Here is a 26,619-nt window from a genome sequence, read left to right as displayed (position 1 = left end):
AAAATATGAAAAAGAGCGTAGTAGACATTAATGATTTGCAGGAAGCTGCCCCGTTCTTCAGAAGCCGTGTAGGCACCTTCCTTGGCAAATTACTGATTAAATGGCTAAGTGTTGACAAAGTAAACAAAGTGCATGCCAATAATTGCCATTTGCGTGGAGCAGCGTTTACTACTGCCTTACTGAATGATCCTTTGATCGACATCAAGTATCATCTGCATAATGGGGAAATACTGGATCATTTGCCTGAAGGGGCATTTATAACAATATCCAATCATCCTATCGGTTCGGTCGATGGGATCATACTGATCGATATCATGGCAGCGCGCCGTCCGGACTTTAAGGTGATGGTGAACGAGATCCTGGTAAAGATCGGTGCCATGAAGGATAATTTTGTTTCAGTCTTGCCCGATTCTACCGGTAATGGTCCGAACCCGGCCAATATAAACGGTGTACGTTATTCATTGCAGCGCCTGAAAGAAGGGCATCCGATGGGCTTTTTCCCGGCAGGGGCGATTTCTTTCTACAATAAAGAAGACAAGGTGATCCGTGACCTGCCCTGGACGCACAGCGTGATCCGTCTGATCCGCAAAGGCAATGTTCCGATATATCCCGTTTATTTTGATTTTTTGAATTCCCGCTTCTTTTATTGGCTGGGTGGTATCAGTTGGAAGATACGTACTCTGCGTATTCCAGCCGAAGCTTTCAACAAACGGGGAAAGACAGTCGATGTATATGTCGGTGAGCCCATCTCGCCTGACGAAATAAAGAATTTTACGGATGATACGGCATTGGCAGAATTTTTATTCAACCGTACTTATGGTGCTAAAAAATAAGAAACCGCTGATAGAATCTGCTCTTGATAGCTGGAATTTGAATTAAGATTTGTAATTTTGGCAGACAAACTGAAATAATTACAGATATTCAATAGATATGATGATTAAGGTTGACGTCCAGCAAATAAAACAGCGTTTTGGAATTATAGGAAATAGCCCTGGCCTGAACAGGGCGATCGATGTCGCTCTTCAGGTGGCACCGACTGATTTGTCTGTGCTTATTACAGGAGAAAGTGGTGTCGGTAAAGAAACTTTTCCTCAGATCATACATCAGAACAGTCCGCGTAAACATGGTCAGTATATAGCCGTGAACTGTGGTGCTATCCCGGAAGGAACCATCGACTCCGAGTTGTTCGGACATGAAAAAGGCTCTTTTACAGGGGCATTGGCAGACCGGAAAGGTTATTTTGAAGTAGCCGACGGAGGAACTATTTTTTTGGACGAAGTCGGGGAATTGCCTACTCCGACACAAGCCCGTCTGTTGCGTGTTCTTGAGACCGGTGAATTTATTAAAGTCGGTTCATCAAAAGTACTGAAGACGAATGTGAGGATTGTTGCTGCGACTAATGTGAACCTGGTGCAGGCGGTGGCAGACGGAAAATTCCGTGAAGATCTGTACTATCGTTTGAATACAGTACCTATCCAGATACCTCCTTTGCGTGAACGTCCGGATGACATTATCCTGTTGTTCCGTAAATTTGCCGGAGACTGTGCCGAGAAATATCGTATGCCGCCGATCCGCCTGGATGAAGAAGCTCGCCAGTTGCTGACTTCTTACCGCTGGCCGGGAAACGTCCGCGAATTGAAGAATATTACGGAACGGATTTCAGTGATCGAGGAAGACCGGGATATCACCGCCAGCATACTGCGTTTGTATCTTCCGGATCTGAATGTGGAGAAATATCCGGTCCTGGTCAAACAGCAGGAAAACGACCAAAAATTTTTCAACAGTGAACGCGAGATACTTTACCAGGTCCTCTTCGATATGAAGAAAGATGTCAATGAACTGAAAAAGCTGGTTCATGATATCATGGGAGGGAAGATGCCTATGCCGGTAACCGATGAGACTGCTTATGCACATCCGATCCATCCGGTTCATTCGGCTCCTATCCAGGAAGCGGAAGCGGTGGAAGAAGAAGAGACACTTTCTTTGGAAGAGGTCGAAAAAGATATGATCCGTAAAGCATTGGAGAAACATAACGGACGCAGAAAGAATGCGGCTGCTGATCTGAAAATATCGGAACGTACTCTTTACAGAAAGATTAAAGAATATAATTTGGAATAATATGTTGAGAAAGAATGTGATCTGGCTCTGTCTGCTGATAGGGGTAATAGTTACGGCTTGTTCTATTTCCTATAAGTTCAACGGAGCTTCGATTGACTATACAAAAGTAAAAACAATTACTGTCAAGGATTTTCCGAACCAGGCTCCTTTGGTGTATCCTCCGTTATCGCAGGAGTTTACCGAAGCGTTGAAGGATATTTATATCCGTCAGACCCGTCTCCAGATGGTCAATAACAACGGAGACCTGGAGTTGGAAGGGGAAATTACCGGTTACGAACTGACACCGATGGCTGTCAAGGAAGATGCCTGGTCGTCCCAGACGAAGCTGACGATCACCGTCCGTGTCCGTTATTCCAACCGGACGAATCCGGATGAAGATTTCGAACAGAGTTTCTCTGCTTATCGTGAGTTCGATGCAAGCCGGATGTTGCAGGATGTGCAGGCAGAGTTGTGTACCGAGATCGTCGATGAGTTGACAGATCAGATTTATAATGCAACCGTAGCCAATTGGTAAAATTATGAAAGCTGCAGACTTATATCTATTGATGGAAGATCCCTCTCTGCTGACAAAGGAAACACTTTCCCCGTTACGTCAGATAGTGGATGAATATCCTTATTTTCATATAGCCCGAATGCTTTATCTGAAGAATCTGGCTGTATTGAACGATATACGTTTTGCCGCAGAGTTGAAAAGAATGGCAGTTTATATACCGGACAGAAGAAAATTATTTGCACTGATCGAGGGAGAGCGTTACGGTATGACGTTTAAGGCAGCTACAGGTGAGGAAGGTGCATCGGCAGCAGATTCTTTCTCCTTGATCGAAGCTTTCCTGGCTGATCGTGAGGGGGAAGGGGAGCAACAGGCGACCGATGAAAGTCTATTATTTCAGCCTTCCGTATCATCCGATTATATTTATTGGTCGTTATCCAAAGATGAGACACCGGCTGAAGAAGAACCGTCGGCCAGGCTTCAGCATCATGATCTGATCGATTCTTTCATTAAAAATGATGAACAACGTGCACCGGGTAGCGGTTTGTCGCTGACTTTGCAGCCGGATGCCCCATCTTCTCAGGCTCCGTTAAAAGAACAGGAGAGTGAGCACCCCCGTTCGTTGGACGATGATTCTTATTTTACCGAGACATTGGCTCATATTTATGTTAAACAGAAACGGTATGAGAAGGCATTGCAAATTATTAAAAACTTATATTTGAATTATCCAGAAAAAAATGCTTACTTTGCAGACCAAATTAGATTTTTGGAAAAATTGATTATTAACACTAAAAAATAAAACTAAAATGTACGTATTTATTTCTATTCTAATCCTGATCGCTTCAATACTTTTGATCCTGATAGTATTGATACAGAACTCAAAGGGGGGAGGTCTGGCTTCGGGATTCTCTTCATCTAACCAAATTATGGGTGTACGTAAAACCACAGACTTTTTGGAAAAAGCAACATGGGGCCTGGCTGGTTTTGTTATTGTATGTAGTATCGTTATTACAGCATTTATCCCTAGAGCAACAACTACTACACAATCTGAAATCAAAAAACAGGTAAATGAAGCTGTTACAATCGATCCGAATACGGTAGCTCCTAACTTCGGTACGGCTCAGCCATCGGCAAATGCTCCGGTTGAAGAAGAAACTCCGGCAGAAGAACCTGCACAAGCACAATAAGTTTGATTTTATCAGATATTTAAATGTATATAAAAAAGCATTCCGGAAGGGATGCTTTTTTTTATGGAAAAACACACTCTACAGCCAATATAAAGCGAGAGGCTTCACCTTTCACACTCCTGCAACTTGCTGTCAATCTGTATATTCCTGTGACACCAGACGTTTCACAACACCAAACGCCCAAATCTTAATAAATGTAACACGCAAAGCCGTGCTTTCAAAGCATATATCTTTTGCAATCAAAAGACCGGACTTTTGATTCTAAAACACTGGTCTTAACATTTCAAAACACTGGTCTTTTTCAACCGATCAAAAGACGTTTCACCGTATTATTTTGATACATAATAAGTTGAAAGCCGTGACAGGTGAAGGGTAAAATTGTTTTTATCGTATGCAGATGATGATCCGGTCGCTGCCGCACCTATATTAGATGGCTGCCGCACCTGTTTCAAATAGCTGCCGGAGTTATTTCAAATGGGTCGGCAGCTATTTTTGATGGGAGCCGACCCATTTGGGAATTGCTCCTTTCTTTTCAATGGATGTAGAAAATTGTTTCACTTTTGTTTGCATAACCGGATGCTTCTCTCTACTTTTGCTCCTGCACACTAGTATAGCGATACATGGTTGTGCATCTTATTGATTACGAGAAGCGTTTAAAGATATTATCCTTATAGTGAAACTTCGACACTTTCATAATTGCTGGATAATAGACAACTGAACGCTCACGTACCTTTCCTTGTTATGTACACTCATGCCAGTCATGCGTATAGACAAGATAAAAGGGCGTGGGCTGTTGTTTATATCAGCAATTAGGGCAGTCGAAGGCCTCACTATAAGATATATTCAACAGTTCCTACGCCTTCTTTTATTTTTATAACCATCCACTCCGGGAATTGATGGAGCTCAAGTTGTATTGCCTATGAAATAAGAAGAAACGAAAGAGAAGAACCCTGTTTTATGTAACCTTATTGATTACAACTCAAACGAGTATAGAAAATTTATATTTATTATTAAGATACAAGCAAATGAATAAAATATTACTAACAGTATTTGCCGTTATTCTAAGTGTAACGACAAATAGCGGATGGGCGCAAACATCTCCTATCTATCAATCCTGTACATTAGGAAGTTGGGAAAATGATCGGACAGAACCTCTAAGCTGGGATATCTCAGGCGACTGGATCACATTCTCTACGAAAACTGAACCCCATGACAACTGGTTTTCATGGCATGGAAAGACAGCACAAACCAATATGACCATGACCGACAACTGGGTTGTCGAAACACAGTTGAAGTTAACCGACGAGTTATTAAAACGAAATGGTGTAAGAACATCTTTATGGCTAAATGTCTTCAATGAAAAGGGGGTGAACGCTGATTGGTCGATCCTGCAATTTAATATCGACAACAATACCCATACAAAAGGATGGCAGTACTGGATATCGACAGGTGACGGGGAGTGGAAAGATATCTCTGCCGATAAAAACATACCTGTTGTTGCCGGTACTTATACGATAAAAATAAGCTATCAGGACGGAAAGATCATACAATATATTAATAATGTAGAAGTTAACAGCTATGATGTACCGGACTGCAAAATGTCTTATGTAAAAGGAATTATCTTCAATTCATTCAGCTTTGGAGATAGTTACGCAACTACATGGAAAGTGCCTTCGGCTAAGTTTGTTGCCGGAAAAAGTATGGTATCGACAGACGAGGAATTGAAGAAAGCAGTTGCAGACGAGAGCGTTTCTTCCATCACCCTGGCAAAGGGAAACTATACCGCAGACCTGACTATCGACAGAGCGATCGACATTGTTGGAGCAGGAAGCGGGGAAAATGGAACAACAATTACCGGTGTTATGAATATAACAGCAACCAATGGAGCAAAAGTAAATCTGTCGGAATTGCATCTAACCCCTAATAATATCAACAATAAAGCAATAACGGTGGGTACTGCATCTGGAACAGAAACTCCAGTTGTTACTGCAACAAATTGTGTGATAGACAAGGCTCAAAGAGGATTTAATATATTAAGCGTTGGTGCGCAAGTCTATGCAAAGAGTACAAATATAGATGTAACTTACTATGCAATCAGTCTTTGTAATGAAAAACAAAAGATAAGTATTGAGGGTGGTACTATACAGGGATGGGCGGCCATTATGACAACAGCTAACGGAGGGTTAAGTAGCCCAAAAGGGGACATTGCCTCTACTGGAACAGAAATAGTTGTTAATAATGCTACATTGATAAGTAAGATACTTTCTAATGAAAACTATGGAGTAATAGTTTTGCAGGAAAAATACAATGGCATTAGTGCTACAATTACAAACAGTACGCTAACAGCGATTGGTGACAATCAAATTAACCCTCAATATTCAGCAATATTGGATATCCGTTCCTATAATAACGTAGTAACCGTCACCAATTCGGAACTCAATTGTACAAATGGAGCGAACGAAGCAGGAGGAGCAGTAGTTTCTTTAGGATGGAGCCATGCTGATTTTGGTAGAGAGTATGAGGAAAGTGTACATTTCTCTCAGGTAAAAGACTATTCCATACCGACTACTAATACGGTCACTATCGGTAATGATTGTCGGATTGCGATGAAAGAAGGAGAAAAACTTGTTGTAACTTCCAGAACAACTCCAAATCAAGAGAAGGACAAATTGACAATCAAAGGTGAAATATATACCGTATCTAAAGGGAATGTATATCGTCAATATCAGGAAGGATACGTCGGTAGTAAGTGGGTGACAGTCGATGACGAAGGATCGCCTATGGCAACCGATGCCGAATCGCTGAAAGAACAGATAGAAAAAGCCACTCCCAATGCGACAATCAATTTATTGCCGGTTACATACAAATTAGAATCACCTTTGCAGATAACAAAAGCGATTAAGTTGACTTCTGTCAATGCCAATCAAAAGGCTACTCTCAAAGGTAACATTACAATTGAAGCAGATGGCGTAATACTGAATAACTTAAATATTGAAACCGAAAGTACCGGTACCAAATACTGGCAAAAGAATGCAATCAGTGTAATCTCCCAAAAGGTAACTATCACAAACTGTGACTTCAAAGGTAGCGTTCAAGCCGGACATGGTAACGAGTGGGTAGTAAATGGTATTGTCTTGTTCCCTACTAGTGCAAGTCCTACATATACTGTTTCCGGTAATACTTTCACGATGTTCAAAGGGACAACATCGGATAAGAAATGGACTGCTACAGCTATTATCATGGCTGACGGGTATACATTAGATAAAAAAGAAAATGGTCAAGTTGTTCTACCTGTTGTTAGCAACTTTAACGAAACGGCTATTGCTAACGCAAACACTTATACCGACTGCTTTGCCGATTATATCCATATGACGAACAGTAAATATGTATATAGCCGTACCCAAAGTGCCGATGGTGTTGCCGATGCATGGCTTTCGATGGATAAAGGGACGATCGAGGCTCCGGCTGTAACCAATAGCGATGTATTGACAGCTCTTAATAATACAACTAAACCGGCCCTTACCGATAAAGCAATTGCGATCAGATGTAGCGATGCCTGGTTGGTGACTAATGAAAGCCTGGCAGGAAACGACCTTCCGGTATTGATTATCACAAAGTCAGAGGATACTTATGAAGTTGTAAAAAAGACGGTAGCTCCGACAATCGAGAACTCTACCTTGAAAGCTTCTACCATCGAAGCCGGACAGACGCTTTCTGCTTCTGTTCTGAGCGGAGGTAAGGCAATGGTGGATGGAAAAGAGATTGCCGGTACTTTTGCCTGGGAAGATCCGAAGACTGTTGTTGCCGAAGGTGAGCAAACTTATCCAGTGGTCTTTACTCCTAATGACTTGTCTACTTATAGTGCAGCAAAGACTACACATACTTTCTCCGGGAATAATGCAATTAAGCAGTATTATACAGTTACTGCCGGCAAATGTGAGAACGGCCGTGTGGAAATAAAAGAGGCGAATGCTGCCAACCGCTATCTAAAAGGTAGTACGCTGACTCTTCTGTATCATCCGGATGCTAATTATAAAACGAAAGCCGGTGCTGAAACAACCCTGAGTGTAACTGAAGATAAAGTGGTTACTACTACTTTTGATGCAATTATGCATACGGTTACGATTGTGGCCGGTGAAAACGGTAGTGTATCGGTAAACGGGAAAACGTATACCGGAAACTCGAATACTATTTCCATGCAACAAGGTTCCGAACTGGGCGTACAGGCAATACCGGCTACCGATTATGTCGGTTCGCTGACTTGCTCTGATAGCAAAGTGATAAGCAATGGAGTTGTTACGGTAGACAAACCTTTTACAATCAATGCTTCATTTACGGCAAAGCCTAAAGATCAGTTTGTTGTATCGGTTCCTGCTGTTCAGAATGGTAAGATACTATTGTATGATAAGGACGGTAATGCGATCGATGCTGGTTCATCGGTTGTTTCCGGTACGGTAGTCAGTGTGTTGGCTGTTCCGGATCTGGGGTATGAGCTGACAGAAGGTAGTTTAAAGAATAATGATACTTCAATTAGCGGTGGTAAAATAACAGTAACTGCTGCTGCTTCTATTACGGCTACTTTCAAAAAAGAAACATTTGCTGTGACAAAGACAGAACAGAATGCAACTATCACAATCACAGGTTATGAAAATTTGAAGCAGGTACCGTATGGTACAGAACTTACAGCCAACGTTACGCCTAAGGATAATTACAAGCTACTTTCTTTAGTCGTAAACGGCAAGGAGATTGCTAATGGTGGAACCTTTACTGTAACAGCTATTACAGAAGTTAAAGCCGTTATGCGTAAATTGGCAACGATCGTTATCGATAATACACCGCAGACGTTTGTTTATGATGGAAATAAGAAAGAATTTGTCGTAAAGACAATTCCGGCAGGTATCGGTGGATTTACTGTGAAATATGAAGGTACTCCTCAAGAGGTAGACAACCATATCCAAAAGGCTTATAAAGTTATCATTACCCGTCCGGCTGATGATGTATATGCGGAAGTAACAGCAGAACAGGGTACAATCGAAAATGGCCTTGTTATCCTGGCTGCTGAAATGAAAGGGGTTGCTATACCGACGGCCTCTGGAGGTAGCTTAAATACTAATCCAAATGCGGATTTAGGGAGTTATGCCTGGGAAGGTGGAAGTGTAGGAGATCAGGAACCCATCCACGATGCTATCTTTACCCCGACAAGCGGAAACTACAAAAAGGCAACATTCTCCATTCTTACCGGCAAAGGTACGACTCCGAAAGTAGTAACTCTTGACTGGAATGGTTTGCAAACCCGCAGTACAACTCCGAATGTAACATTCTCAGTAAACGGCGGTTCATTAATAGCCCTGAATGGTAGCGCCTCGCTTTCTTCCGGTAGTACTTTGTATGCAGGACAAAAGATCCGTTTGGTAGCTACCCCGGATGCTACACATGCTGCTAAAGTAAGCTGGTCTGTCACTGGTGGTACGCTTAGCGACAAAACTGCTACGGAAGCAACACTGACTTTGGCTGAGAATACTGTTGTTACTGCTACTTTTGCTACTAAGTCTTCTCCGGTATTTCCAGGATTGGAGGGTTTAGACAAGGTTGTTTACGACGGAACGATTTACGGAACAGGAACACCTGGTATAAAAAGTGGTAATGATGCGGTAACAGATAACTGGTCAATAACCTTCAAACAAGGCAGTGTTGCCACTTCTACTCCGATCAATGCCGGCACATACGATATTTATGTAAGCCGTCCGGCAGATGTAATTTATAGTGCAGTGATCGATCAAAAGGTCGGTTCCTTCACGATTGCTCAAAAACAGGTTACAGCCAGTGTTACTGCTGCAACTTCAGTCTTGAAAGGACAATCTTTAGCACAGTCCGTTCTTTCCGGAACGGCTGATGTAGACGGTTCGTTCGTATGGATCGACCCGACTGTTCTGATGACAAAAACAGGTGATCAGAAAGCTAAATTTGTTCCAGCCAATGCCAATTATAAGGAAAGCGGAGAGTTGACAGCGAATGTAACAGTCAACGAAGCTACCGGTGTAACCTTACGTACCTTGAATGTCACTATAACAAATCCGGAAAAGGGTACTGTTACTATGACGTTGAACGGCAGAGAGGTTGTAGCTGGTGCCAGTGTTACTAAAGATGATAAGCTGATTGTTACTTATACAGCGACAGCAGCTAATTATAAGGCATCGGCAACCATTGGCGGAAGTGATTACAAGAGCGGGGCAGAATATATAGTACCTGAAAGTGGTAATGTGGAAGTTGCAGTTTCCTTTACCTGGAATAATCCGGGTACCGGCACTGATCCTGAGCCAGGTACTCCCACAGTAGATGTAACAGGAATTACCTTGGAGCCGACTAGCCAAACATTGAGCGTAAATGAAACGTTAGCCCTGAAAGCAACTGTTGCCCCTGTTGATGCAACAGACAAGGGTATTAGCTGGAGCAGCAGTGCCCCGGATATTGTTTCCGTAGATACAAAAGGAAATCTAAAAGCACTGAAAGCCGGAACTGCAACGATTACGGCAACAACTAATGACGGTGGCTTTACTGCTACCTGCAAAATTACCGTATCTGTTCCGACAGGAATCGAAGATATCCTGAGCGGAACCCGCGTCTATGCACAGGATGGTTCTATCGTTCTGGAACCAGCGATAACTGTACAGGTACTTGTTTCTGATATGACCGGCCGTGTGATCTGGCAAGGTAAACTGTCTGAAAAGAAACAGATGGCTGTTTCGGCAGGTGTTTATATTGTCAGATTAAGTAACGTTAACGGAGTACAAACACAAAAGGTTATCGTTCAGTAACGGTTTTTTGCTCCTTCCGAAAGGAAGCTGACTAATACGAAAGGCTGTATCAAAAGGACTTTGGTTCCGGCTGATCCAGCCTTTTTCTTGATATTTAGTTCTTTTGTGATGCGGTAATCTGTTAGCTGATCTTTTTGTATCTGTATGTTTTATGTCCGGATAGATATATTTTATGAGGAATCACGGTTGATTTTTGTATCTTTGTTGGGACAGATCAAACTGTTTTATATTAAATAATACAATAGTATGGATATGATAAATTTCGACGGTCTATTAATCGGGATCGCTACTTTTCTAATAATCGGGTTGTTCCACCCGGTAGTTGTGAAGGCTGAATATTATTGGGGGACTAAGTGTTGGTGGATCTTCCTCGTTTTGGGGATTGTCGGAACGGTTGCTTCCTTACTGATCGAGAGTGTTTTTGTCTCTGCTATCTGTGGAGTTTTCGCTTTCTCTTCGTTTTGGACGATCAAAGAAGTATTCGAACAGGAAGAGCGTGTACTGAAAGGTTGGTTTCCGAAAAATCCGAAAAGACAATATCCGGAAAAATAATTGTACCTTTGTGGCTGTAATTAAATAGTACAGCTATGAAGAAGAAAAAGAAAGTCTCTCCGTTGGACGAGTACATCAAGGCGAACCGTAAAGGGAGCCGTGAAGCGGAACTGGAGAATCACGGACGTCCGGTAAGTCATAACCGGGTGCATGTATCGAAAAAAGTTTACAACCGTAAAAGAGATAAGGCAGATGCCCAGGGGCGTCTGCCTTACTTGATTAACAGGGTTGCTTGATTTTCTTTTATTCTTCTTTTATATATAATCCTTCGCGTGACAATTGATGGTCGAGGTTAGCTACTCCCAGTCCGACGATAGCCATAACGGTCGCAGCATGTTCCTGGTATTCAGGAATACTTTTAGTGTATAAGTCACGTTCCGTATGCCATATTTCGTCGTAACTGAAGTTATATCCTTTGATATCCTTTTCCATAAAGCCAATGGTCGGAACACCTTCGATGGCGAAGACTGAAGCATCCGTACCACCTGGTGTTTTCGGCTGTTTGCGGGGAGCTGCTTCTTTGACTTCGAACGGATATTCCGGATCGATTTTTTGGATAGGTTCGCATATCTTTACAAAATCATCGTACATTGCTTTAGGTACACTGATCCCGACCGGAGGAGTAGGACCGCCATCACGGTTGAAAAGGTTGGATATCTTTTCCAGTTTCTTCGGATTCCCTTTCACCCAGGCTGTAGCACCCAGCAGACCAAATTCTTCACCGGCAAAGGCACAGAATAGCATGGTACGTTTGGGTTTGGCTCCGGATGTTGCGATCAGGCGGGCTGCTTCCATAACGGGGGTAACGCCTGAACCGTCATCCACACCACCTGTTCCTACATCGAAAGAGTCGAGATGGCCGCTTAACATGACATATTCTCCGGGATATTTGTTCCCTTTGATGGAACCTATTACATTGTAATATTTTACCGGTCCTAGACGGAAATGGTTACGTATATCGAATTCGAGCATGAAAGAACGGCGTTCTTCTACCATCTGCTTAATGGTGGCATATTGATGTTCATCCAGCTTAATATCGGGAACTGTCGGGAGTTTTTCTATTGTCATTTCCTGATCGAATACGACGTTCTTATCATAAAGTGCACGAAGTGGAACAGGGGCCGATTGAATAAAGCCTAAGACACCAGCTTCGCACATCTCCTTGTAGAACAATGCCGGTACATCTTCTTTAAGAGGCAGCAACGGGGTATTCTTCTTATTTACCCAGTTGTCGGTCATTATTTCACGGTTCTTTTTGGCTATTTCATTATTCTCGGCGATAATCGCGGCGCGGCTGGAATCGGCCGAAGCAGAGTGGGCTATCGGCCATCCGACATTCGTCCCGTTGACTAATATCCACGCTCCTTTCAGCTGATCTCTCATCCGGTCGAACTCATCCTGTGTAAGCGGTTCGAGCAGCACGTGTCCCCGTTGAAGACCTTTTGTGCCGGAGGTATAAGAAGGGGTAACGAAATGGAGGTCCATACCGTTTTCACCGAGCAGTTTGCCGAACCACGGTCCTCGGTTGAATCCGACCGGTAATGTGCCAGCTTCCTGTAGTTCGACTTCTAGTCCCCATTCTTTAAATTTGGAGGCGACCCATTCGGTGGCATTATCATAGGCATCGGAACCGATCGGGCGTCCGCCGAAACGGTTGGTCAGAATATCCAGATGGCTCATGACCCGGTTGTCCGTTCGTCCGGTTTCTATGATTTTGTTTACTGCAGCCTCCTGCGCCGGGAGGAATGAAATGGTCATGCAGGCCATGGTTGCAAAGAGAAGAATAGTCCTTTTCATATCAGTGTTTGTTTAAGTATTGCAAATTAATGGATAAAATCAACGTGTACCAAATGAAATACGGGAAATAATGACAGAATCGTTACTGTTTTGTAAAAGTATTACCAAAATAAATAAATACCTTTGTTGCCAAATCGGGAGCATGTGAAATCTATCTGTAGTGCCATAGCGAAATACTTGTTGGTCGTACTCTTTATAAGTTATTATGTAGGGGGCACTGCGTTTACTCATACCCATTATTTCCCGACCTATTCGATCACCCATTCCCATCCTTTCCTGCCGGGAGCAGACGGTTTGCCTCATCATACGCATAGCTCGACCGCTTTCAATACGATTCAGGAACTGGATGATATTATGCTGGAAGCTGCAGCCCTCTGTTTTGTTTTGGCGGCAGCTTGGGTACTCCTTTCCGTGTTTATTCAACAACACAAGTATATAACTCCTGTACGTCTTGTACGTAACACCAGTCTCCGTGCTCCGCCTTTCCGTATTAAATAATTTATCAGCAACGAAAAACAGAATTATTTAATACAAGAAAATCAATATGAAACAATTACTATTACTATTGCTTCCGGCAATGGTATTATGTTCCTGTAACCATAATAAACAGGACGATGAGGTTGCTATTGCTGTAACTTTGCATGGCGACACGATACAAATAGGGGATAAATCACCTATCTTATCCCGGTTGAAAACCGATGTTGTAAAGAAAGAATCTTACCGCCTGGAGTTTACCACTTCCGGTGTCGTGAAGGCTATTCCGTCCAATTATGCGGAGATCGCTTCTCCTTTTGCCGGACGTATATCCAAATCATTCGTACGCCTGGGACAGAAAGTAATACCCGGAAGTCCGGTTTTTGAGATAAGTTCGCCGGATTTCTTTGAAACAGGGAAGGTATATTACCAGGCCAAGCAAGAGATGGAACTGGCTCTGAAAAGCCTGAAACGTGAAAAGGACCTGTTGCAGAACAAAGTCGGCGTACAGAAAGAATTGGAAGAGGCGGAAGTCAATTACGAACTGAAGAAGAAAGATTATGAGAATGCGGTAGCCGCCCTGAAGGTATTCCAAATAGAGCCGGACGAACTGGTGCTGGGACAACCTCTGATCGTTCGTTCACCGATAGCTGGTGAGATCGTGACCGATCGTATCGTGATCGGCCAGTATATCAAGGAAGATGCCGAACCGGTGGCGGTGATAACTAACCTGAGTAAAGTATGGGTCGCTGCCCATGTGAAAGAAAAGGATATGGGGATGATACAGGCACTCGACAGTGTTGAAGTCCGTTTGCTGGCTATGCCTGACCAGCCGTTTTCAGGAAAGATCTATCATGTCAGTGAAATGTTGGATGAAGACACCCGTTCGGTAGAGGTTTTGATCGAATGTGATAACAGTTCGCGTCTGATGAAACCGGCTATGTATGGAACGGTCAAATTGTGCGACCGCAGTACGGAGGTAATCCGTATCCCGACTTCGGCTATTCTGCAGGAAGAGGAGAGTGCTTATGTTTTGCTTGCTTTGGGTAATAATTGTTACCGGAAGCAGAAAGTTTCTACTTCTGTTACGGAAGACGGCAAGACGGTGATTCTTTCCGGACTGACACCCGGAGATACGATTGTAAGTACGGGAGCTTTTTATTTACTTGACGCCCGGTAGATCCTATGAAAAAGATAATTTATATGGCGATACATCGGCGAGGGCTGATGTTCGTACTATTCCTGTTTCTTGCCGTTGTAGGATATTACTCATGGACGAACCTGGCGATCGACGCCTATCCGGATATTGCCGATACTACCGTACAAGTTGTAACACAGGTTCCCGGACTGGCTGCCGAAGAGATCGAGCAACAGATCAGTATCCCTATCGAAAGGGCAATGAACGGTATGCCGGGCCTGAATGTGATGCGAAGTAAGAATACCTTCGGACTGTCTACTGTCGTGCTGGTGTTCGACGACGGTATCGACGATTACTGGGCACGCCAGCGTGTGCAGGAACGTCTGGTCGATGTGGAACTGCCTTACGATGCGGTTCCGGGATTGAACCCGCTGACTTCACCTACCGGTGAGATTTTCCGGTATGTACTGGAAAGCGACCGGCTGGACTTGCGTGAGCTGACCGACCTGCATAAGTGGGTGATCATTCCCCGTCTGAAACAAGTGACGGGGGTTGCCGATGTCAGTAACTACGGCGGTATTACTACACAGTACCAGATAGAGGTGAATCCGCATAAGATGGAACAATATAATGTGACATTGGGCGATATCACCGAGAAGATCGAAAAGAATAACGTAAATGCCGGCGGCAGCATGTTGAGCCGGGGTGACCTAAGTTACGTGATCCGTGGTATCGGTTTGGTAAAAGACTTGACAGACCTGGGGCGTATTGTTATCAAAACCGAGAATGGTATACCTGTCTATCTCGACGATCTGGGAACATTGAAGTACGGGAGTCTGGAACGCAAGGGCGTATTAGGTTTCTTCGATGGTGTGCGTGATCATTCGGATGGTGTGGAAGGTATTGTTCAGATGCTTCGCGGCGAGAATCCGTCTAAGGTGCTGGAAGGTGTGCATCTGGCTGTGGACGAACTGAATAATGAGGCCCTACCTGAAGGAACCCGCCTGCATGTCTTTATGGATCGTACGAATTTGGTTGATATGACCTTGCATACCGTATCCCATACACTATTTGAGGGAATGGTGCTGGTGGTGTTGGTTCTGATCCTGTTTTTAGGGAATTGGCGTGGCGCTTTATTGGTAGCACTTACCATTCCGTTATCTTTGTTGATCGCCTTTATCCTGATGCACCTGACGGATATTCCTGCCAACTTGCTTTCGTTGGGTGCTATCGATTTCGGTATTTTGGTGGACGGAGCGATCGTGATGATGGAAACTATCCTGAAGAAGCGCGAACGGCATCCGGACGAGATACTGACTGAAGATTCCATCCTGCGCCGTACGACAGAAGTTGCCCGTCCGATCTTTTTCTCTACATTAATTATCATAACGGCTTATCTTCCCCTGTTTGCTTTCGAACATATCGAAAAGAAACTGTTTACGCCGATGGCTTACACCGTAGGATATGCTTTGTTGGGTGCTCTGGCTGTCGCTTTGTTCCTGATACCGGGACTGGCTTTTTATGCTTATCGCAAACCGCGTAAGATATATCATAACCGCTGGCTGGAGAAGTTGGGAGAGATCTATCACAGACAGATCGTCGCTTTGCTGGATAAACCTAAGCGGGTATTACTGCCGTTATTGGTTATACTGGTTGCTGCCGGTGTCTTGAGTTATACGGTTGGAAAAGACTTCCTGCCGCCGCTTGACGAAGGAGCTATCTGGATTCAAGTGCAGTTACCTCCGGGTATTTCGATCGAGAAGTCGAAAGAGATGGGAGCGGAGTTGCGTAAAGCGGTGAAACAGTTTGATGAAGTCTCTTATGTAATGACCCAGGTAGGTCGTGATGATGAGGGAGCAGAGGCTTTCTCTCTGTCTCATATCGAATGCGGAGTAGGTCTGAAACCCTACGACACCTGGAAGTTCGGCAAGACAAAGGCAGACCTGATCGAGGAAATGTCGGAGACGTTGTCGACCATGCCCGGCTATACCGTCAGCTTCTCGCAACCGATCATCGACATGGTAATGGACCAGATAGCCGGTGCCCATAGCGACCTGGCAATCAAAGTCTATGGCGATGATATCACTGATACCCGCCATATAGCCGACAAAGTGGTAAATGTACTGCGTGCGATTCCCGGAGCTGCCGACGTAGCTATCGATCAGGAACCGCCGTTACCTCAGTTGCAAATAGTCGCCGACCGTGACCGTATCGCGCAATACGGACTGAACTTTTCCGATGTAGCCGATATGATCGAGCTGGCGATCGGAGGAAAGGCTATCTCACAGATATTTGTCGGAAGCAAAAGTTACGACGTGATCTGCCGTTTCGACGATGCCAGTCGTGATACGCCCGAAAGTATCGGTAATCTGTTGCTTACTAACGGGGCAGGAGCGAAGATACCGCTTTCGCAGGTGGCAGAGGTGAAAATGACAACCGGTGCCAGTACCATTTCCCGTGAAATGAACAAACGCCATCTGACTATCCATATCAACCTGCGTGGCGTTGACCTGACCGAGTTTCTGAATAAGGCGAACCGGCTGATCGATAAGGAGGTTGCCTATAACCATGATACCGTTCATCTGCAATGGGCAGGGCAGTTCGAGAATCAGAACCGTGCCTATAAACGTCTGGCGGCAGTCGTGCCTCTGGCTTTGGGTATCATGCTGTTGCTGTTGTTTGCCGCCTGTGGAAAGTTCCGTCAGGCAGCTTTGATGATGTGCGTGGTTCCTTTGGCTCTTTTCGGCGGCATGTTGGCGTTGAATGTGCGGGGGATGACGCTGAATGTGTCTTCTGCCGTCGGTTTTATTGCGTTGATCGGTGTGGCGATTCAGAATGGTGTGATTATGATCTCCCATATCAATAACCTGCGTAGCCGCGACCGGGGTTTCAAGCAGTCCATTATTACCGGGGCGAAACACCGTTTCCGTCCGATCCTGATGACGGCAACGGTAGCTGTATTGGGATTGTTGCCGGCTTCCTTGAGTACGGGGATCGGTTCGGATGTGCAACGTCCGTTGGCAACGGTGATTGTCTATGGGCTGCTGTTTGCGACCGTTATTACGCTTTATGTACTTCCTGCTTTGTATTATCTGGTGGAAAAGCACTATTTGGATGAAGATACGCCACCTGTTAAACCGGAGGATACGACTGTTTAGGCAGGGAGGAAAGAATTAGAAAGTACAGATAAAAAGAATAAAAGATATGCGACAATATATTACTATGTGCCTGCTTGCCGGAAGTTTGGCAGGGAGTGCCCAGCAGATGGTTCCCCTCTCTTACCGCAATTATATGGAGAAGGTGACGGAAGGGAACCTGGAGTATGCAGCCGAACGTCTGAATATGGATGTTTCCGAAGCGGAGGTCGTTGCTTCGAAAGTCTTCAATGACCCGAACCTTTCCGTATCGTATTTCAATAACGAAAACGGAAGCTTGCAGATGGGAGAAGGAGTAGAGGTAGAACTGAGCAAAACGTTTTCTTTCGGGAAACGGGGAGCGAATATAGCCCTTGCCCGGAGTGAAAGTGAATTGACGAAGGCGCTCCTTGCCGATTACTTCCGCAACCTGCGTGCCGATGCTACGGTCTCTTACCTGGAGGCGTTGAAACAATATGACTTGTATAAGGTGAAACAGAATGCTTATGAGAATATCCGCCAGTTGGCGGAAAGTGACAGTGTTCGTTTCACTTTAGGGAAGATTATGGAGATCGATGCTACGCAAAGCCGTCTGGAGGCCGGTATCCTGAAGAATGAATTATTGCAGGCGGAAACAGATTTGCATAACGCTTTCTCTAATCTGAACCTGCTGACCGGTTCGGTTGCCCGGGATACCTTATATATTCCGGAGGCTTCGCTGCATCTGTCATCCCGCGATTTTGTGCTTGCCGACCTGATCTCTACTGCTTCCATCAACCGTGCCGATCTGGTGGCTGCTCTGAAGAATAAGGAAGTAGCTGCCCGTGCTCTGAAAGTGACACGGCGGGAACGGAATACGGATGTAGACCTTTCCATCGCTGTAAGCAAGAATGCCCGGGTACATAATGAAGAAGCTCCGGCTCCTCCCTTTACGGGGGTGACGGCGGGGATCGCTATTCCCCTGAAGTTTTCCAACTTTAATAAAGGGGCGGTGCGTGCAGCCCGTTTCCGTGAACAGCAGGCGGAAACGCAGTATCAGCAGGCTTTATTACAGGTACAGACGGAAGTGATGCAGGCTTACCGCAGTTATCAGTCATTGACGGTGCAGGTCAGCCATTATGAGAATGGCATGCTTCATGCGGCCCAGGAAGTGATCGACGGGAAGATCTATAGCTATAACCGGGGAGAAGTCTCCCTGCTGGAGGTCCTGGATGCCCAACGGACGTATGATGATGTGCAGGCACAATATATAGAGACTTTGTTCAATTATTGTACAGCGCTTGTGGAGTTAGAGAAGAGTGCCGGGGTTTGGGATGTGGAGATGTAATAGGAAAAGCACAGTAAATAATCTGTATAAAGGATGTTTACTGTGCTTCTATCTATAAGGCTTGGGACAGTTTATCCGGATTTTGTCTGCAATCGAATATGGCAGCAATTCTGATATAATTATCCTTTTCCAGGCAATATACGATTTTATAATTACCTTCAATAAGCGAACGATATCCATGAGGATTAGTAAGTAATAAAGGTTCCTTAAATCCTAACAGGGGTTGTTCTTTCAGTCTTTTACTGCTTAGTCTGATTGCATCAGAAATTTTTTTTGCAGTACGTACTCCGTATCGCGTCTTATAAAAGTTGAATATTTCTGTGATTTGTTCTTTTGCGATAGGGTCCCATCTAAGCTTTTTCATTTAAGCGAATCCAAGTAGTTATCCATATCCTCTTCTTCGATAAACTTCCCGTGGCGGTAGTTCTCTTCAGATTCAGCAACAATCGATCTCATTTCATCAAGAGTCGGTGCCCAAGGGTACGGTTTACTTTTAGATGTAAGCTTCCTTTGCTGTAAAGTTTTTGCATAATTCTCCAACTCTGTAAACTCCTCTTCACTCATCGAGAGGATGAACTCGGTGAAACATTGTTTCCGTAAATTTAATTCCATTGTAGTCATAATATTTCTTATTTGGTTTACTAGCATGACAAATATAAGGTATTAATTCTGAATTATATTTACATTTGTGACCAAATAAGAAATACACGTATGATATTTTACTTTTCAGGAACCGGGAACTCCCGTTGGGTTGCGAATGCTTTGGGCATCGCTTTGGGAGAGCCTGTTGTTTCGATAGCAGAGGAGTTAAAAACAGGTAAAAAGGAATTTGTCTGTCCGCTCAGGGAAGACGAGAAAGTGCTGTTCGTTTACCCGGTGCATTCCTGGGGACCAGCTGTTCCTGTAACTCGCTTTATCTCTGGTTTGAAGCTGACCGGATACGATAAACAACCGGTTTATTCTATCTCAACCTGTGGCGACGAATGTGGCTATACGGATGATATAATGCGGAAAGTACTGAAAAAGAAAGGTCTTATACTGACCGATAGTTACTCTGTCATTATGCCGAACAATTATATCCTGTTACCGGGTTTCGATGTCGATAGCAAAGAGGTGGAACAAGAGAAACTGAAAGACGCCCCTTCGACTGTCGATACTATTGTAGCCGCTATTCGGGATGGTAAAAACGTTAATTTATACAAGAAAGGAAGCCTGCCGGGGCTGAAAAGCTACTGGATATATCCTCTTTTTACTAACTTTGCCATAGGGAAGAATTCTTTTCGGGTGACGGATGACTGTATCTCATGCGGCCTGTGTGAGCGGGTTTGTCCGACCGAAACGATTACGCTGACCGGCGGGAGACCTGTCTGGTCTGATACCTGTATACAATGTGTCGCTTGTATCCATCGTTGTCCGGTTCGTGCCATCGAATATGGTAAGATAACCCTGAAGAAAGGAAGATATCATCATCCCGATACTAAACAATAAACAAAGCAAAAATGAAACAATTTGTAATGATGGCTATGGCGTTGTTCCTGTTGGCAAGCTGTCAGGAAACGCCCAAAGGTTATGTAATAAACGGAGTAGTGGAGAATATGCCTGACGGCAAGATCTATCTGAAATCTTTCCGCAATAAAATGTTCTTTGACGTGGATACCGCCGAGATTAAGGATGGGAAATTTACGTTCAAAGGTGAAGTAGACCAGCCTCTGTTGTATGGTCTGGCTACCGAGGATATGAATTATCCGGTACAACTCTTTGTTGAGAACGCTACTATGGACGTAACGATCGGTAATGACGGCGAGACAATTATCGTGCAGAATTCTCCTGTTAATGTGATTTTCCAGGAGAACCAGAGTAAGGTCTTTGAGAACGGGTTCGATATCGATAGCCTGATCAGCAAATATCCTGACTCACCGGCTGCAGCTTTCTATCTGTACCGGTATTTTACGTATCAGCTACCGCTGGATCAGTTGAAGGCTACTCGTTCCAAAATCTCTCCGGCTTTGGCTGACTGTCCTTATGTGAAGGATCTGGATGGCATCATCGGTCAATTGGAAAACGTACAGATCGGTAAGACGGCACCTGAGTTCTCTTTACCGGATACGGCTGGAGTGGCTGTTTCCTTGTCCGACTTCCGTGGTAAATATGTTCTGTTGGATTTCTGGGCATCCTGGTGTCCTCCTTGCCGTCGCGAGAATCCGAATGTCGTGAAAGCATTCCAGGATTACAAGGATAAGAACTTCACGATCATCGGTATTTCCCTGGATAATAATAAAGATAAATGGCTGAAGGCCATTGCTGATGATAACCTGACCTGGACGCATGTATCCGACCTGAAATACTGGGATTCGGAAATACCGGCCTTGTATGGTGTCCGTGGCATTCCGGCTAATGTCTTGCTGGATCCTGACGGTGTGATCATTGCCAAGAATATCACAGGTGAAGAATTGCATAATACTTTAAAAGACGTAATCAAATAAGCATGAAACGAAATCTGCTTATATCCTTTTTCTGCCTTCTCTGCCTGTGGGTTTCCGCTGCGGAGAAGGTTGATTTTGATAAAGCCGTCCGTACGGCTGTCGAGCGGCAGATGCAGTTTTATCCGAAATCTACCTTGAAAGACCTGTATAAGAATTTCTTTCAGGATAAGTTCGGTCCCGGACATATTATCAGCGATACGACTGCTGCCGGAAATTATTTGCGCCGTGAAATGGCTTCTTATACGGAAACAGAAGGTGAACTGGCAGAGCCGACGGGTTGGGAAGGTAATTTCTACCGGGTAAACCTGTCCGTCATAAAGAACGGGCAAATTCCTTACCAAACCTTTTTTGATGCTTTTGTCCGTAGCGTGAACGGAATCCGTCCTGTAACCGTTGCCGAATGGCAAAAAGAATGGAACCGGATTGAAGCAATTATCCGTTCGATGGAGCTAACTTTGCCGGACTATGAAAGTGACAGGAAAGAGATCGACGACCGTTTGAACCGGGGTGAATATGTCGGTCATCACAGTAAAGTGTTCGAAGAGACTTACTCTCCGCATTACCGTATCATCAGTAAAGATATTTTTGAACAAGAATTACAACCTTTAATACAATTGTCATCCAGGTAGTTACAACAAACAAACCTCTCTTCTTGTTTTATTATTGAATAATAAATTGATGAAGAAGGAGATGAGAATTGCAATCAGCGGTAATTCAGGTTTTATAGGACGGCATCTGACGGAGTTTTTATCTGCCGGAGGAAATGTTGTTGTCCCTTTGAAACATTCGATGTTCCGTTCGAGGTCGGATGAGAAGCTGAGGCAAGCGTTGGCAGGATGTAATGTCGTGATCAATTTGGCGGGAGCTACTATCAATCAGCGCTGGACCCGGAAAGCCAAGCGTAAAATACTGAACAGCCGTATTCATACGACCCGGCGACTGGTCTCGATCATTAATGAGATGGAGGTGAAGCCGGAAGTATTCATCTCTGCTTCTGCCGTAGGCGTTTATCCGGATAAGGGTATTTATTCCGAGAGCAGTACGTCGGAGGGAACAGGTTTCCTGGCTGATGTATGCATCCGTTGGGAAGATGAGGCACAGAAGCTGTCGAGAGATATCCGGCTGGTCATTGCACGTTTCGGGGTTGTTCTGGCAAAAGACGGAGGGGCGTTGCCTAAAATGTTGTTGCCGTTCCGCTTCTTTGTCGGTGGAAAGATCGCTTCCGGAAAACAGGGATTCTCCTGGATACATATAGAAGATGTATTGCATGCCATCCAGTTTATTATCGATCATAAGGATTTATCAGGAGTCGTGAATCTCGTTGCTCCCCAGCCTTTGACGAACCGGGCTTTTACAAAAGCTACCGCTGAGGTGATGCATCGGCCGGCATGGCTGACTATTCCCCGGAAAGTTTTCCAATATGTATATGGGGAAGGCGCGGAGGTGATCACCAAAGGACAACAGGCTTATCCTGCCCGGCTACTTTCTGCCGGATATATATTTCGTTATTCGGATATACGCTTGGCTTTACATAGCTTCATGATGTAATCTTAAACTTTTGTTGTTTGAATGTATCTTGTTTCTTCATTGACGAGGCTTTGCTTTACATTGTTGATGCGGTAAATAAAAAAGCGATCCCCGTTCATTTGGAGATCGCTTTCTTTTATGTATTGGCACTTATTTATTTGTAGCTATAGCCAGCTTTCTTTTGTGCACTGTTTGCGTTTGCTGCCGGAATGATAGTGAAGCCCCACTTGTATTCTTTGTCGGCAGGTAATGTATATTCAGGTTCCGGACGCGAATACCAGCTGTCGTAACCGGCCAGACCCTGTTGTTTCAGGTCGACACATACCTCTACGAAGTTACGCGGAGTAATATCGTTGATGTGTGTCTGGCGGGGTTTGTCGTACGGGCCGAGGTTCGGACGGTTATCGATCTCTTCTTGTGTGAAGTTGTTCCACTGGTACGGACGGTGAGTCGCCTTTCCGGCATCGAAATCTTCCACAGAGTTACGCATTGCATTGAATTCCATTTCATCGTCGGCAACGATCAACAGGTTCTTGCCTTTGCCGCCTAAAGTGATCCAGCGGGTATCGCAATGGTGACCGTTTTCTTGCGGACGAACGTAGGGGAAATACTGATCTTCAGCCGTACTCTTATACTGTCCGATCATGTAACCGGCTTTACGGTCCCAATAGTTTTCCAGCGGACCACGTCCGAAGTATTCCAGCTGATCCATTGTAACCGGTAGACGGAAACGAACACCGATACGGGGAACGACCATCTTGTCACGGTCACTTACCTTATCACGGCCCGGGGAGAATGTAGCAGTGGCTGTTGCTTCAGAAATTTCAATCTTCTTTCCATCCAGATAAGTCGGAGTGAAATGAGTAGCCACGTTCATAACACCATCAGGGTAGATCTTGTAAGTGATCAGGAACTGGTTGCCGGCCGGTAATTTATAATCGACGTTTACGATTGCATTACCGTCGACGATCTCGGCAGAAGCATTCGTTACGTTGAAGTTGCGGCTGGATAGTTCCCATATTTCCAAACGTTTCGGGTCACCGCTTCCGTAATCGTTGTCGTTAGGAGCGCGCCAAAAATTCGGTTGGATACCGAAACCTTCGTTGAAGTATTCTGTTCCGCCTACTTTATAAGAAGTAACGACACCTGCTTTTTTATCGAATACGAAGTTGACCTTAGAAGAAGTTACTTTTACATTATCTCCTTCTTCAGATACAGTCAGTTTAGGACCACCTGCCTTATAAGCTACCTTTTCGGCTTCGATAGGCAAACGGAACTGATCCTGTGCGATATCGTAACCGGCCGGAATAACACCTTCCTGTTTGGTAGAAGTAACGACAAAGTCAACCAGATAATCGGTACCGGCCTGTGGTTTCAAATCGGCTACAGGAACAGTGATTTCCTGTGAAGCCTGCGGAGCCAGGTCGAGTGAAACTTTATTACTCTTGATTACTTTGTTGTTTGCCTTTACGGTATAGGTGATCATATAATCTTTCAGGTTGGTGAAGTAGAAACGGTTTGTGATCTTGAATACGCCGTTTGCTGCATCAACAGCTTCGAAACCGACATTCTGATGCGTAAATTTCACTTCTGCTATTGCCGGATGCGGGGTACGGTCCGGATTGACGAGGCCGTTGCAAAGGAAGTTTCCGTCGCTGGGCATATCTTTACCGAAGTCACCGCCATAAGCATAATATTCTTTTCCATTCTCATCTTTTACAAGAATACCCTGGTCTACCCAGTCCCAGATCCAGCCCCCCTGAAGGTTCGGATATTTGTAGATAGCTTTCCACTGTCCCCAAAGGTTACCTGTCGAGTTACCCATTGCGTGAGCATATTCGGACGGAGCAACCGGACGGTCGCTGCCTTTTGCACCGATCTCTTCCAGCCATCCGGCACTCGGATACTGAGGAACATACATATCCGTATTCCATTCCCAAAGGGCACGTTCGTAGTTGACCGGACGGTCCATCAAACCTTTTTCTTTGTTTTTCAGGTAAAGGTAAGTCTGATAGAAGTTATATCCGTTACCGGCTTCGTTACCCAGTGACCAAATGGTTACTGACGGGTAGTTCTTGTTGCGTTCATACATATTCATTGTACGATCCATGTGCGGCAACAACCATTCCGGGTTGTTACCCAGTGAACCGCCTTTGCTCAGGCTGTAATACATACCGTGTGATTCCACGTTTGCTTCATCATACACATATAACCCGTATTCGTCGCAAAGTTCATAGAACCGACGGTCCTGCGGGTAGTGGCACAAACGAACCGAGTTGATGTTGTTCTTTTTCATCAGTTCGAAGTCTTTACGCATCAGTTCCTCTGTCACATAATGACCAGTCAGGGGATTGTGTTCGTGGATATTCACCCCTTTGAACTTGATCGGCTGTCCGTTGAACAACAGTACGGTGTACGGTTTGCCGTTACCAGCGATCTGGTCGATCGGTTTGATCTCGATACGGCGGAAACCGACGTTGTACGGGATGACTTCTGTTACTTTGCCATCTTCCTTTACAGTCATCAATAACTTGTAAAGGTTCGGATGTTCGGCACTCCAGGTAGCTACGTCATTTAGATTTTTTTCAAAAGAGGCTGTCTTGATGCTGTTGGCTCCGACCCACAGCTTATTATCTGCTGTAGCAACAGTCTGACCTTTTGTATCCAGCAGTTCATAAGATACGGTGATGTCTTTCGCTTCTTTCGTATGGTTTTTGATGTCTACAGCCAGATTGAAGATACCATTCTTGTACGTATCGTCCAGGGTAGAGATCACGCGGAAATCGTTTACCGCAATCTTGGGCTGTGACCACAGGAATACGTCACGTTCAATTCCGCTGATGCGCCAGAAGTCCTGGCATTCCAAATAAGAACCGGTACTCCATCTGAATATCTTCAGTGTCAATACATTTTTTCCCGGTTGCAGATAGTTATTGATCAGGAACTCCGCCGGGTTCTTGGAATCTTCGCTGTAGCCGACTTCTTTCCCGTTGACATATACATAAACTCCCGATTTAGCACCGGAGATATGCAGATACACATCGCGTCCGTCCCAGTTTGCCGGGATTTCGAAGTCGCGGCGGTAAACACCTACCGGATTTGCTTCAGGCAATAGCGGAGGTTGCGGATTACGTGGTTTGAACTCATAGCCATGATTGGTATAGATGGCTGTGCCGTGTCCCTGAAGTTCCCAGTTTCCCGGTACGGTGATATCATCCCAGGATGCAGTGCTGGTGGATGGGTCAGTGATATTTGCCGGAAGATCCTTGTATGAATCGACATAATAGAATTTCCAGGTTCCGTTCAGTAATGAATAGTAGGGACTCTTTTCAAAACTGGAAGTGAGAGCTGTCGAACGGTCGCCATACGTCATGAACGAGCTGCGCGGCAGTTCTTTGTTTACGGCAACGACCTGAACGTCCTGCCAGTACGGCTTCGTATCCGGTGAGTCTGTCGCATGAGCGGCAAAAGCAGAACCCAGAAGGAAGCAACCGAATGCTCCGGTGAGCATTGCTTTCTTAATAGAGTGTTTCATTTGTATTTATTTAGGTTGGTAGTATCTTATTGAAAAATGGGA

Annotated in this window: 20 protein-coding genes; 16 read left to right on the top strand and 4 right to left on the bottom strand. The window is 44.7% G+C overall.

Annotated features, from left to right (window positions below; translation table 11 throughout):
* Nucleotides 1–5 precede the first annotated feature (5 nt).
* From DXD68_RS05305 to DXD68_RS05270, 8 genes are all read left to right on the top strand, one after another.
* Entirely contained in the window at nucleotides 6–833 is an 828-nt protein-coding gene (locus DXD68_RS05305; RefSeq protein WP_122360631.1) for a lysophospholipid acyltransferase family protein, read from the top strand.
* A 100-nt stretch (nucleotides 834–933) separates the two neighbouring features.
* On the top strand, nucleotides 934–2,118 hold the full coding sequence (locus tag DXD68_RS05300; RefSeq protein WP_122361069.1) for a sigma-54 interaction domain-containing protein: 1,185 nt from the start codon (nucleotides 934–936) through the stop codon (nucleotides 2,116–2,118).
* 1 nt (nucleotide 2,119) lies between these two features.
* A complete protein-coding gene (locus tag DXD68_RS05295; protein WP_122360630.1) occupies nucleotides 2,120–2,632 on the top strand; it encodes an LptE family protein in 513 nt (170 codons plus the stop codon).
* A gap of 4 nt (nucleotides 2,633–2,636) precedes the next feature.
* Nucleotides 2,637–3,407 carry a hypothetical protein gene (locus DXD68_RS05290; protein WP_122360629.1) on the top strand — a complete coding sequence of 257 codons (771 nt, stop codon included), beginning with the start codon at nucleotides 2,637–2,639 and terminating at the stop codon, nucleotides 3,405–3,407.
* A 7-nt stretch (nucleotides 3,408–3,414) separates the two neighbouring features.
* Nucleotides 3,415–3,795: a preprotein translocase subunit SecG gene (gene secG, locus DXD68_RS05285; protein WP_122360628.1), complete on the top strand. Its 381-nt coding sequence runs from the start codon at nucleotides 3,415–3,417 to the stop codon at nucleotides 3,793–3,795.
* A 1,025-nt stretch (nucleotides 3,796–4,820) separates the two neighbouring features.
* Nucleotides 4,821–10,610 carry an Ig-like domain-containing protein gene (locus tag DXD68_RS05280; RefSeq protein ID WP_122360627.1) on the top strand — a complete coding sequence of 1,930 codons (5,790 nt, stop codon included), beginning with the start codon at nucleotides 4,821–4,823 and terminating at the stop codon, nucleotides 10,608–10,610.
* A gap of 246 nt (nucleotides 10,611–10,856) precedes the next feature.
* Nucleotides 10,857–11,162 carry a DUF4491 family protein gene (locus DXD68_RS05275; RefSeq protein WP_075556547.1) on the top strand — a complete coding sequence of 102 codons (306 nt, stop codon included), beginning with the start codon at nucleotides 10,857–10,859 and terminating at the stop codon, nucleotides 11,160–11,162.
* A gap of 35 nt (nucleotides 11,163–11,197) precedes the next feature.
* Nucleotides 11,198–11,398 (top strand): hypothetical protein, encoded by a 201-nt coding sequence (locus DXD68_RS05270; protein WP_122360626.1) that lies wholly within the window; start codon nucleotides 11,198–11,200, stop codon nucleotides 11,396–11,398.
* Between the two features lie 7 nt (nucleotides 11,399–11,405).
* Here the strand turns inward: DXD68_RS05270 and DXD68_RS05265 are convergent, their stop codons facing one another.
* Nucleotides 11,406–12,959: a M28 family metallopeptidase gene (locus tag DXD68_RS05265; protein WP_122360625.1), complete on the bottom strand. Its 1,554-nt coding sequence runs from the start codon at nucleotides 12,957–12,959 to the stop codon at nucleotides 11,406–11,408.
* A gap of 144 nt (nucleotides 12,960–13,103) precedes the next feature.
* On the opposite strand from DXD68_RS05265, the gene DXD68_RS05260 reads away from it, so the two are divergent.
* From DXD68_RS05260 to DXD68_RS05245, 4 genes are read left to right on the top strand one after another with little or no spacing between them, the layout of a single operon-like run.
* On the top strand, nucleotides 13,104–13,457 hold the full coding sequence (locus DXD68_RS05260) for a hypothetical protein (RefSeq protein WP_122360624.1): 354 nt from the start codon (nucleotides 13,104–13,106) through the stop codon (nucleotides 13,455–13,457).
* A 46-nt stretch (nucleotides 13,458–13,503) separates the two neighbouring features.
* Nucleotides 13,504–14,613, top strand: coding sequence for an efflux RND transporter periplasmic adaptor subunit (locus tag DXD68_RS05255; protein WP_122360623.1), 1,110 nt, complete (start codon nucleotides 13,504–13,506; stop codon nucleotides 14,611–14,613).
* A 5-nt stretch (nucleotides 14,614–14,618) separates the two neighbouring features.
* Complete coding sequence (locus tag DXD68_RS05250; protein ID WP_122360622.1) at nucleotides 14,619–17,729, top strand: efflux RND transporter permease subunit; 3,111 nt, start codon at nucleotides 14,619–14,621, stop codon at nucleotides 17,727–17,729.
* Between the two features lie 46 nt (nucleotides 17,730–17,775).
* Nucleotides 17,776–19,032: a TolC family protein gene (locus DXD68_RS05245; protein WP_122360621.1), complete on the top strand. Its 1,257-nt coding sequence runs from the start codon at nucleotides 17,776–17,778 to the stop codon at nucleotides 19,030–19,032.
* A 52-nt stretch (nucleotides 19,033–19,084) separates the two neighbouring features.
* Here DXD68_RS05245 and DXD68_RS24805 read toward each other — a convergent pair whose 3' ends face one another.
* Nucleotides 19,085–19,396, bottom strand: a complete 312-nt coding sequence (locus DXD68_RS24805; protein ID WP_122360620.1) for a type II toxin-antitoxin system RelE/ParE family toxin — start codon at nucleotides 19,394–19,396, stop codon at nucleotides 19,085–19,087.
* Entirely contained in the window at nucleotides 19,393–19,644 is a 252-nt protein-coding gene (locus tag DXD68_RS05235) for a hypothetical protein (RefSeq protein WP_233577000.1), read from the bottom strand. Before DXD68_RS05235 ends, DXD68_RS24805 begins: the two co-directional genes overlap by 4 nt.
* A gap of 99 nt (nucleotides 19,645–19,743) precedes the next feature.
* Here DXD68_RS05235 and DXD68_RS05230 point away from each other — a divergent pair, with 99 nt between their 5' ends.
* From DXD68_RS05230 to DXD68_RS05215, 4 genes are read left to right on the top strand one after another with little or no spacing between them, the layout of a single operon-like run.
* Nucleotides 19,744–20,520, top strand: a complete 777-nt coding sequence (locus DXD68_RS05230) for an EFR1 family ferrodoxin (protein WP_122360618.1) — start codon at nucleotides 19,744–19,746, stop codon at nucleotides 20,518–20,520.
* A gap of 11 nt (nucleotides 20,521–20,531) precedes the next feature.
* The gene (locus DXD68_RS05225; protein ID WP_122360617.1) at nucleotides 20,532–21,515 is read left to right on the top strand and encodes a TlpA disulfide reductase family protein; all 984 of its coding nucleotides are present in this window, start codon (nucleotides 20,532–20,534) and stop codon (nucleotides 21,513–21,515) included.
* A gap of 2 nt (nucleotides 21,516–21,517) precedes the next feature.
* Nucleotides 21,518–22,144, top strand: coding sequence for a hypothetical protein (locus tag DXD68_RS05220; protein WP_122360616.1), 627 nt, complete (start codon nucleotides 21,518–21,520; stop codon nucleotides 22,142–22,144).
* 49 nt (nucleotides 22,145–22,193) lie between these two features.
* Nucleotides 22,194–23,063, top strand: coding sequence for a TIGR01777 family oxidoreductase (locus tag DXD68_RS05215; RefSeq protein ID WP_233576999.1), 870 nt, complete (start codon nucleotides 22,194–22,196; stop codon nucleotides 23,061–23,063).
* 133 nt (nucleotides 23,064–23,196) lie between these two features.
* Here the strand turns inward: DXD68_RS05215 and DXD68_RS05210 are convergent, their stop codons facing one another.
* Nucleotides 23,197–26,577: a glycoside hydrolase family 2 TIM barrel-domain containing protein gene (locus tag DXD68_RS05210; RefSeq protein WP_122360615.1), complete on the bottom strand. Its 3,381-nt coding sequence runs from the start codon at nucleotides 26,575–26,577 to the stop codon at nucleotides 23,197–23,199.
* Between the last annotated feature and the right edge of the window lie 42 nt (nucleotides 26,578–26,619).

It is taken from the genome of Parabacteroides sp. TM07-1AC, assembly GCF_003480915.1.
GTDB classification, from domain to species: Bacteria; Bacteroidota; Bacteroidia; order Bacteroidales; family Tannerellaceae; genus Parabacteroides; species Parabacteroides chongii.
Note: the sequence above shows the minus strand (reverse complement) of the source record. Positions and strands in the feature narration are given on the sequence as shown.